Below are 4,722 nucleotides of genomic sequence, written 5' to 3'. Positions count from 1 at the left end.
ATAGCTGAAGCCGCTCTCAATGAGGATTTTGATAGGGTTTGCCCCAAACCCGGCAACCCCTCGAAAAATTCGTTGGTGGCCGTATTGCTACGCATGGTGGCTTGATGATTTTTTAGGAAACTTCAGTACAGCCATAAAGGAAATCTTGATTACGAAGCTTGATTTACATTCCTGTCACTTTTCAAAGTCGATGTCCGATTCTTAGTGCCTACGCCGTTAACTGTTTCTCCATCATAAAAATATCCCTTCAGTGCTATCGTTTCAATTTTGTCAACCATTGAAAGTGTTATTTTGTCTTCCTGAGCTAACCAACCAATACTACGCTGGATGATTTCCTCTTCTTCCGGAAGCGAATCGACTAATTTTGCAACGGATATTTCACCATTTTCAGTCAAGTAATGCCAGATAGAGCCGGCGGTCAATCCTACACGTTCATGCATAGCGATTTCTGATGACGAAGCAATTGGCTCAGGATCGACAACGGGTGCTTTTTTGGCGGGCTTCGGCTTTGGACTGGTTTTTTTAGGGGGTATTTTAGTGACTTCTGTAGTGATGGGTGTTTCAGGCGTTGTTTGGGTTGCTTCAGTGGTAACGGACTTTACAGGTGTTTTTTTAGTGACCTTCGTGGCAGTGGACTTTTCAGCTTTAGCTTTGAGGTTGGTATTTCAGGTGCGGTATTGACTTTTTTCATAAGGGTATTAAGACGATTAAGGAAAACAAAAAATTTTTTACACCAATCGAACATAAAGCACTTCCTTACAGAGAGTTTATTCGAGCTTCGAATGATAGACGGATTCAACTATGCAGTGCAACAAACTTCAATCATCATCAAAAGCATTATGAAGTAATTCAGATAATTCTAAATAATCATTAGTAACAGCAGAGCCCCATGGCGTAACATCAGGAAAAAATGGTGTATCACGATGCTGATCAACTATTCTCCCCTGATCACGGCGGCAGCCAAGAAACACAAACGAGCCGCTGCTTCGTCCTGGCGAGTGGATGAGACCTACGTGAAGGTCAAAGGTAAATGGGTCTACTGGTACCGTGCCATCGACAAATACGGCAACACTCTTGATTTCATGCTGTCCGAACAGCGCGACGAAGCAGCGGCCACCGCATTCTTCAAACAGGTGATCGACAACAACGGCTTGCCCGGTCGTTATGGACAAAAGCGGGGCTAACTATGCGGGTATTGAAAACATCAATCTCTTGATGCTGTTGGCAGGATGGATCGACTTTTTTGTAGAAATATGCCAGGTCAAATATTTAAACAATATCATCGAGCAAAACCATCGGTTCATCAAGAAAATCACCAAACCGATGATGGGCTTCAAGGCCTTCTAGTCCGCACAAGCAACGCTCGACGGGATCGAAAGCGCACATATGATCCGAAAAAAACAGTTGTCAGATGACAACGTTCCGGCCTATAAGCAATTTATGGCGTTGGCAGGATAATTTTGCCCGCAGACAAGTGAGCCTCGGCCTTTTATAAAATTTGCGACACAACCATTAGCATCGGGGCTCATTTTTAAACGGCTCTAAATTAATCCCTAAAGAAAAATACCCATAGAAGTAAAACAATTCCTCCGGGTACACCGAGCATCCATAAAATCAATGGTGGCAGTATCCTTCCTTCCATTCTCCGACCAAAAATCATAGCCTTCCTGTTTAGTTGTTTTAAATTCTTCATAGCACCCTCCAAAATTTGATGTCTATAATTTTGATGATAATTTAACTTGGGTTTTGACCAGATAGACATGACCAAAGCATCGAATAGAGATATCCAACATTCGCTTTAAATGATACGCACAGAACAGAGCCCAGTCTGTACGGTATCATACATAAGACAAGTGGTTTCTTTTGGGAAAGTGGGCTTTTCAGTTGGATAGCTGAGATAAAAAGCTGATACTGGATAAAACGGTAATGGGTTAAATCTGTAGTTTGTTGTATTGTTAGCCGTATGACATGCTATCAAGAAATCGTCTGCCCGGAGTGCGGCAGCAGCCAAATTACAAAGTCCGGTCGTACCGAGAAGGGACACAACGTTATCGATGCCAGAATGAAGATTGTTTAACCAAGACATTCCTTCTTGATTATCGCTATAAGGCCTATGTGCCTGGAGTCAAACGCCAAGTGGTAGAGATGGCGATTAATGGCAGCGGTATTCGTGATACGGGGCGGGTGTTGGGGATTAACAAAAACACCGTGATCAGCACGCTAAAAAAAGCAAACCCTGCTTACACAGGTAAACCCTATAGTTAATACGTTGACTGCGTCAGGCGCTATGGAAGTTAGGCTAGAAGCCTTCTGTGAAGCCGAAATGAACGAACAATGGTCTTATGTGAGCAAGAAATCTGAGCAGGTTGGCTGTGGTACGCAATTGATCATGCAACCAGCACAATACTGGCGTATGTCTTTGGTAGGGGTAAAGATGAGGTCTTCAAGCAACTCAAGACATTTGCTTCAAATAAATAAAATTTTCGCCATGATGATCCTGGTAGCAGGTATTTGGGTCTCACCCCCAGCGCAAGCGGCGGTAAGGGAATATTGGGTAGCGGCGGAAAAAACACCCTGGAATTACGCCCCCTCCGGTCGTAACCAGATCAATCCGGAAGACGGTCTCGGCGTGTGGGGACGAACGTTGGTCTATACCAAATACCGCTATATCGGTTACACCGACGGCGGTTGGTCGACGCCCCTGCCCCAGCCGGAATGGATGGGGATATTGGGTCCGCAACTGCAAGCCGTGGTGGGCGATACCATCAAGGTTAACTTTCTGAATAAAACCGACCGGCCGCTTTCCATGCATCCGCACGGCGTGCTTTACGACAAGAACAATGAAGGGGCGGACATGGACGGCGCCGGAGCGAGTGTGCAGCCGAATGAGTCCTTTACCTACACCTGGGTTGTGGACAATGACGCCGGTCCCGGTCCGAATGATCCCTCGTCCATTGTCTGGCTCTATCACTCCCATGTCATGGCAGAGGAAGAAATCAACCTCGGCCTGATCGGTACTCTTGTCATTACCCGCAATGGCATGGAACGTTCTGTGATCGACCCTGCGCCCCGTGACGTAGACCAGGAGTTCACCTCCCTGTTCATGATTTTTAATGAAGAGAACGACAAGGAAAAAGGACTGAAACACGCAATCAACGGACGTCTGTTTGGCAATCTTGAAGGCTATGAGACCCATATAGGTAAACGCGTGCGCTGGCACCTTGTCGCCCTGGGCAATGAGGTGGACAACCATACCGTGCATTGGCATGGGCAGACAGTACTCGATCACGGCCGCCGGACCGACGTGGTCGAAGTGCTGCCCGCCAGCATGACCTCGGTCACCATGGTTCCCCGTTCGCCCGGTGATTGGCTGCTGCATTGCCATGTCAACGATCACATGATGGCAGGTATGTCTACCCGCTGGCACGTCCGGTCGTAACAGCGAAAGCCGGTTCAGGCTAACCAAGCTCGGCGCCACCGAATATCACATTACAGAAAGGAGAAACATGCTGCTTGTAATTGAAAATATTTTGACGACCGAAGAGCTCGCCAGCGCGTATGAACTATTCGCCAAGGCGCAATTTGTGGATGGCCGGGTCACCGCAGGCGAGTTGGCCGCCAAGGCAAAAACAACCTGCAACTGGCCGCCAATACGGCGGAGACGCAAGCGCTTACCGGCATCGTTCATGATGCGCTGCATTGCAATCCGCTGTTCGTTTCCGCCGCTTTGCCAAAGGTGGTCTGCCCTCCCCTCTTTAATCGTTATGTTCCCGGTATGGATTTCGGCATCCATGCCGACAATGCGATCCGCGTCGGTGCGACGACCTTTCGCACCGATGTATCCGGAACGCTGTTTCTGTCAGAGCCGGAAGACTATGAAGGCGGGGAATTGGTCATCGGAGACACTTACGGCGTGCAGGCTATTAAACTGCCTGCCGGGAGTCTGGTGCTTTATCCATCCGGCAGTCTGCATCAGGTTGAGCCTATCACCGGCGGTCACCGCGATGTCGCCGTGTTCTGGGTACAGAGCATGATTCGCGATGTCGCCCAGTGCTGCCTGTTGTTCCAGCTGGATGCCGGCATTCAAAGCCTGCGTGCCCGTGCCCCGGAAAGCCCCGAGGTTATCCCGCTGGTCGCCACTTATCATAATCTGCTGCGCATGTGGGCAGACATCTAACAGCAAACGGAAATCATCATAATGACCGATATACAAAACCCGGAGCTATTGCTTCGGCAAACTAACGACTGCCTTGGCTCAAATGGCTGCGCCGAATTTATGCCTGGGTCGGGCTTTGGAGCTGCATTGGGGCTGTTGTTCGGCGTGAGCGGAATTTTACTCAATCACCGTACAATGCTAAAAATTCCGGCGGCGAAAATGGAACAGTCGCAAATCGAACTGGCCTTACCCGCGCCGCTTCCAGCCGATGCAAAAACCGTGACCTGGACCAGTCAAAGCTTCCAGCAACCCGGCCAGTGGCGGGTAGATTTTCACAGTCCGCAACAGTCTGTTAACGCCGAATACTGGGTACTCGATGTTCAAGTTTTTAAATTTTTTGCAGCCTGATTCTTGGAAAATTATCCAGCAGCACGGTACTGTAGCGAAACCGTCGGCCCTAAACGCCCCAAATCCCTCCCAACCATATGTTTTCCAGAAGGCATTAACTGAAAAACCTCATCAATAAGTCCAGCCAATTCTTTGAGCTTAGCCGCAGGATTCTTATC

The 4,722-nt window shown here is 48.5% G+C and carries 5 protein-coding genes and 2 pseudogenes; 6 read left to right on the top strand and 1 reads right to left on the bottom strand.

The window, feature by feature from the left end; translation table 11 throughout:
• Nucleotides 1-149: 149 nt before the first annotated feature.
• Entirely contained in the window at nt 150-440 is a 291-nt protein-coding gene (locus RW114_RS19940) for a winged helix-turn-helix domain-containing protein (protein WP_340124485.1), read from the bottom strand.
• A 483-nt stretch (nt 441-923) separates the two neighbouring features.
• Here RW114_RS19940 and RW114_RS21170 point away from each other — a divergent pair, with 483 nt between their 5' ends.
• The 6 genes and pseudogenes from RW114_RS21170 to RW114_RS19915 all read left to right on the top strand — a co-directional run bounded on the left by RW114_RS21170 (nt 924) and on the right by RW114_RS19915 (nt 4,564).
• The gene (locus RW114_RS21170) at nt 924-1,184 is read left to right on the top strand and encodes a DDE-type integrase/transposase/recombinase (RefSeq protein ID WP_479687044.1); all 261 of its coding nucleotides are present in this window, start codon (nt 924-926) and stop codon (nt 1,182-1,184) included.
• Nucleotides 1,159-1,458: pseudogene (locus tag RW114_RS19935) on the top strand (DDE-type integrase/transposase/recombinase); the annotation flags it as partial. The gene RW114_RS21170 and the pseudogene RW114_RS19935, both read left to right, overlap by 26 nt.
• Before the next feature lie 505 nt (nt 1,459-1,963).
• Nucleotides 1,964-2,457: pseudogene (locus RW114_RS21110) on the top strand (IS1 family transposase); the annotation flags it as partial.
• Entirely contained in the window at nt 2,390-3,439 is a 1,050-nt protein-coding gene (locus RW114_RS19925) for a multicopper oxidase domain-containing protein (RefSeq protein WP_422614852.1), read from the top strand. The pseudogene RW114_RS21110 and the gene RW114_RS19925, both read left to right, overlap by 68 nt.
• Nucleotides 3,440-3,565: 126 nt before the next feature.
• Nucleotides 3,566-4,177, top strand: coding sequence for a Fe2+-dependent dioxygenase (locus RW114_RS19920; RefSeq protein WP_340124486.1), 612 nt, complete (start codon nt 3,566-3,568; stop codon nt 4,175-4,177).
• Nucleotides 4,178-4,198: 21 nt separating this feature from the next.
• On the top strand, nt 4,199-4,564 hold the full coding sequence (locus tag RW114_RS19915) for a hypothetical protein (protein WP_340124482.1): 366 nt from the start codon (nt 4,199-4,201) through the stop codon (nt 4,562-4,564).
• Nucleotides 4,565-4,722 lie beyond the last annotated feature (158 nt).

This window comes from Methylobacter svalbardensis (assembly GCF_037671525.1).
Classification (GTDB): Bacteria; Pseudomonadota; Gammaproteobacteria; order Methylococcales; family Methylomonadaceae; genus Methylobacter_A; species Methylobacter_A svalbardensis.
Note: the sequence above shows the minus strand (reverse complement) of the source record. Positions and strands in the feature narration are given on the sequence as shown.

Excerpts from the sequence above, each read along its gene's own strand:
- RW114_RS19940 (WP_340124485.1), bottom strand. The coding sequence starts at position 440 with ATGCATGAACGTGTAGGATTGACCGCCGGCTCTATCTGGCATTACTTG.
- RW114_RS21170 (WP_479687044.1), top strand. The coding sequence starts at position 924 with ATGCTGATCAACTATTCTCCCCTGATCACGGCGGCAGCCAAGAAACAC.
- RW114_RS19925 (WP_422614852.1), top strand. The coding sequence starts at position 2,390 with ATGCAACCAGCACAATACTGGCGTATGTCTTTGGTAGGGGTAAAGATG.
- RW114_RS19915 (WP_340124482.1), top strand. The coding sequence starts at position 4,199 with ATGACCGATATACAAAACCCGGAGCTATTGCTTCGGCAAACTAACGAC.